Source organism: Nitrosomonas halophila, assembly GCF_900107165.1.
In the GTDB taxonomy this organism is placed as follows: domain Bacteria; phylum Pseudomonadota; class Gammaproteobacteria; order Burkholderiales; family Nitrosomonadaceae; genus Nitrosomonas; species Nitrosomonas halophila.
In genome coordinates this window covers 1-3703 of the sequence record NZ_FNOY01000119.1, presented here as the reverse complement: position 1 = coordinate 3703, position 3703 = coordinate 1, and the positions used below count along the sequence as shown (strand labels likewise).

4 protein-coding genes are annotated in these 3703 nt (G+C 50.1%); all 4 read left to right on the top strand.

What is annotated here, in order from left to right; translation table 11 throughout:
* Positions 1-110: 110 nt before the first annotated feature.
* The 4 genes from BLV85_RS14375 (at position 111) to BLV85_RS14360 (ending at position 3527) form a co-directional block, all read left to right on the top strand.
* Positions 111-1526 (top strand): ribulose-bisphosphate carboxylase large subunit, encoded by a 1416-nt coding sequence (locus BLV85_RS14375; protein ID WP_090415908.1) that lies wholly within the window; start codon positions 111-113, stop codon positions 1524-1526.
* A gap of 18 nt (positions 1527-1544) precedes the next feature.
* Complete coding sequence (locus tag BLV85_RS14370; RefSeq protein ID WP_090415907.1) at positions 1545-1982, top strand: ribulose bisphosphate carboxylase small subunit; 438 nt, start codon at positions 1545-1547, stop codon at positions 1980-1982.
* Positions 1983-2219: 237 nt separating this feature from the next.
* On the top strand, positions 2220-3134 hold the full coding sequence (gene cbbX, locus BLV85_RS14365) for a CbbX protein (protein WP_090415909.1): 915 nt from the start codon (positions 2220-2222) through the stop codon (positions 3132-3134).
* Between the two features lie 39 nt (positions 3135-3173).
* A complete protein-coding gene (locus BLV85_RS14360) occupies positions 3174-3527 on the top strand; it encodes a hypothetical protein (RefSeq protein ID WP_090415906.1) in 354 nt (117 codons plus the stop codon).
* The last annotated feature ends 176 nt before the right edge of the window (positions 3528-3703 follow it).

The window sequence follows — 3703 nt, the reverse complement described above, 5'->3', positions numbered from 1 at the left end:
CCTGACGGGCAACTCCAAATGTATCGGTAATCTTGCTTTTTTACACAAAAACCCTGTCAAGCACTTTTTGCATTTTTTTCGCTGAATAGTTACAATTACTGGAGAAAATCATGGCTACTGAAACTATCAAAGAAGGAAAAGAACGCTACAAATCCGGGGTCATTCCTTACAAAAAAATGGGTTACTGGGAACCTGACTACGTTCCAAAAGAGACCGATGTCATCGCATTGTTCAGAATCACGCCCCAGGCTGGAGTGGAACCGGAAGAGGCGGCTGCTGCTGTAGCCGGAGAATCCTCAACGGCTACCTGGACGGTGGTCTGGACCGATAGACTGACAGCCTGCGAACTTTACCGTGCCAAGGCCTATCGTATCGATCCGGTACCCAATACCGGTCCTGGCACCCCAACTGATCCGCAATATTTTGCGTACATTGCCTACGATCTGGATTTGTTCGAGGAAGGTTCGATTGCCAATCTGACTGCCTCGATAATCGGCAACGTTTTTGGATTCAAGGCTGTCAAGGCATTGCGTCTGGAAGACATGCGCATTCCAGTGGCCTACCTTAAAACCTTTCAGGGTCCAGCAACTGGTATCGTGGTTGAACGTGAACGCCTGGACAAATTTGGCCGACCATTACTGGGTGCGACCACTAAACCCAAATTGGGATTATCCGGACGCAACTACGGGCGTGTGGTTTACGAAGGGCTCAAAGGTGGTCTTGACTTCATGAAGGATGACGAAAATATCAATTCCCAGCCATTCATGCACTGGCGAGACCGCTTTCTCTTTTGCATGGAAGCGGTCAACAAGGCATCGGCGGCTACCGGTGAAGTCAAGGGACATTATCTGAATGTGACGGCCGCCACGATGGAAGATATGTATGAGCGGGCCGAATTCGCGAAATCGCTGGGGTCGGTCATTATCATGATCGATTTGGTAGTCGGTTATACGGCCATCCAGTCAATGGCGAAGTGGGCCCGTAAAAATGACATGATTCTGCATTTGCACCGTGCCGGCAATTCAACCTATTCCCGCCAGAAAAATCACGGGATGAATTTCCGGGTCATTTGCAAGTGGATGCGTATGGCGGGTGTCGACCATATTCACGCCGGAACTGTGGTTGGCAAGCTGGAAGGGGATCCACTGATAACGAGAGGATTCTATGACACGCTGCGGGCATCGAGAACCGAAAAGAATCTGGAGCACGGATTATTCTTTGATCAGGACTGGGCCTCACTGAGTTACCTGGGCGAAGATGTGGTACTGCAGTTCGGTGGTGGCACAATCGGACATCCGCAGGGTATACAGGCTGGCGCCACCGCCAATCGGGTCGCACTCGAGGCGATGATTCTGGCGCGCAATGAAGGGCGTGACTATGTCAAGGAGGGGCCGAAGATTCTGACAGAAGCCGCCAGGTGGTGTACCCCACTGAAGCTGGCCCTCGATACCTGGAAAGACGTCACATTCAACTATGAATCCACGGATACTGCGGATTTTGTCCCGACGGCTACAGCAAGTGTTTAATTAACAGGAGAAGGCATCATGATGACAAACAGCGGTAATCGTATTACGCAAGGTCAATTTTCTTTCCTGCCACCACTGATGGATAAGCAAATTCTTGCGCAAATCAAATATTCTTTGAATAAAAACTGGGCAATTGGGATCGAGTATACGGATGATCCACATCCACGCAATACCTACTGGGAAATGTTCGGTAATCCGATGTTCGATCTAAAGGACCCAGCTGGAATTCTTATAGAGATCAATAATTGCCGGAAAACATTTCCCAATCATTATATTCGGGTGACGGCATTCAATGCCGATCGAGGTATCGAAAGCCCGTCGATGTCGTATATCGTCAATAGGCCAGAGGATGAACCAGGATTTGGCTTGAGCAGACAGGAGATATCTGGCCGGAATATACGCTATACCGTGCATTCCTATGCAACCGACAAACCGGAAGGGGAGCGATACGCATAGAAAAGCCACCCTCTTTTTCTGTTAAAGGGGGACAAGGTTTCTGGTTTCCAGAGAATTCTTGAGTGAGCGGACAAGTTCGGGGAAACCGAGCGTGCGGTCTTATTGGAAATCCGGAGGAAGCAACTCTCTGGATGGAAGGGACCGCCAGATCTGGCTCGGCTTGCTTCGCTCATGCGGCAAGATGGCGCGAATACTGAAATTTCTACAGGGGAAAAAGTGGCTAAGGAATCGCAAAGTATGCAAACGGACGAGAGTACACCGGTCGACCTGGCTATTGAGTTCAAGAAATCCAATATCCATGAAATACTTGAACAGCTGGATCGCGAATTGATCGGGCTGAAACCGGTAAAGACCCGCATTCACGAGATTGCAGCACTGCTGCTGGTGGACCGTGTACGCCAGCAGATTGGCCTGTCGGCCAGCGCGCCAAGCCTGCATATGTGTTTTACCGGCAATCCAGGCACTGGCAAGACCACCGTTGCATCCCGTATGTCGGAAATACTGCATCGTTTGGGCTATGTCCGGGAGGGCCACCTGGTTTCGGTGACACGGGATGATCTGGTTGGCCAATACATCGGTCATACCGCACCCAAAACGAAAGAAGTCATCAAGCGGGCGATGGGCGGAGTGCTGTTTATCGATGAGGCATACTACCTTTACAAGCCAGAAAATGAACGTGATTATGGTGCCGAATCGATCGAGATATTGTTACAGACAATGGAAAACAACCGGGATGACCTGGTTGTGATACTGGCTGGTTACAAGGACCGCATGGACAAGTTTTTCCAGAGCAATCTGGGCATGCGCTCGAGAATCGCACACCATATTGATTTTCCGGATTACGGTGCGGAAGAATTGGTTGCCATAGCCAAATTGATGCTGGCGGCACAAAACTACCGGTTCAGCCCAGATGGTGAAAAAGCGTTTGGTGAATATATCAGGCTTCGCATGACTATGGAATATTTTGCGAATGCGCGCTCGGTCAGGAATGCACTCGACCGAGCCCGTCTCCGGCAAGCGAACCGGCTTTTCAAGTCGGTGAAGCGAACTCTGACGAGCCTGGATCTCATGACGATCGAAGCTGAAGATATCAGAGCCAGCAGAGTTTTTCACGAGGGAACAACCGGCCGTGCAGCCAAGGTTGTCGTTTGACCATTCGCATGCCTTGAGCATGCCTGCTGGGGTTGCGAAATGGATCATGTGCTGCCCGAACCGCCATTGCGTATATATTCTAAAACTATCGAAGCCGCTTGTTACAACAGCAGTCGTCTTGCGTTATTGCGCCTGGAGTGTCCGCTGCGAATAACTTTGCAGCAACATCGGGGACTGGAAGTGATCCTGGACGATGCGATGTGGATATGTGTGGACAGTTATGCAGATGACCGACTCATAATGGCCTGGCGTGAATTTGAAGTCGCGGGCAGATTACATCTACATCATCCAGTCGCCTGCAAGCTATGGATCTACCATGGCTGCGCAAGTCTTGTCATGGGCTCCGTTCTGGATGACCTGGAAGCGACGGTAAGAACATTGATGGCGGGCTGAAGCAGAAATTCCACAAATCCTCTCATCCAGATTCATAGAACTTTCTGCCCCATTAAATTTCAGCAGAGTTATTATCAAATCCTCAACTTTAGACATCCAGCCCCCATCCTTGCGTCACCCGAACGGCGACACAAGGATGGGTAAAACTAACGAAATTGATGCTACTTGCTGCTGAC